The 557-nt window shown below is 75.4% G+C and carries 1 protein-coding gene; it reads left to right on the forward strand.

What is annotated here, in order from left to right; translation table 11 throughout:
• Positions 1–557: hypothetical protein (locus A9X03_RS28650; RefSeq protein ID WP_231975424.1), on the forward strand; the 557-nt coding region annotated here is incomplete at both ends.

Below are 557 nucleotides of genomic sequence, written 5' to 3' on the forward strand. Positions count from 1 at the left end.
CTGGACGTGCACTTCGCGCACGGCAGCAGCTCGGTGCTCATGCCGGGCAACCACGTCGCGCTGCCTGACGGCCGCCACGTCTGGGAGTACAACCCCCGCGGCCTGACGGACCTGCCCGCGTTGGTGAAAGCCGCTGCGGCAGAGGTCCTTCCGGACGCGCAGCTGGCGGCCGCCGAGCAGCGTGCGGTGCCCGGCGAGGGCGCCCGGCTGGTGACGACGCTGACCCGGCATCCGGGCGGCGCCTCGGTCCAGGTACACGCCCGCATCGACGAGTCCTTCACGCTGGTCTACGACGCGCTGGTGACCCGCGCCGGGGAGGCCGGTGTCGCCTTGCCGGCCGCGGTCGGCGCGGGCGCGGCCATCACGGCTGCGTCCAACGGGGCCGCCGTCGCGCCGGCGGAGTCCGGCGACCACTTGCCCATGCTCGCCGAGAAATACCGGTTGGTCAGGCTGTCGGTCAGGGTCTCGGCTTCGGCCTCACCGCCGGACTCCGCCGGCGCGACGGCGGCCCCGTTGGACGCAGCCGTGATGGCCGCGCCCGCGCCGACCGCGGCCCC

Source organism: Mycobacterium sp. E1715, assembly GCF_001667625.1.
Taxonomy (GTDB): domain Bacteria; phylum Actinomycetota; class Actinomycetes; order Mycobacteriales; family Mycobacteriaceae; genus Mycobacterium.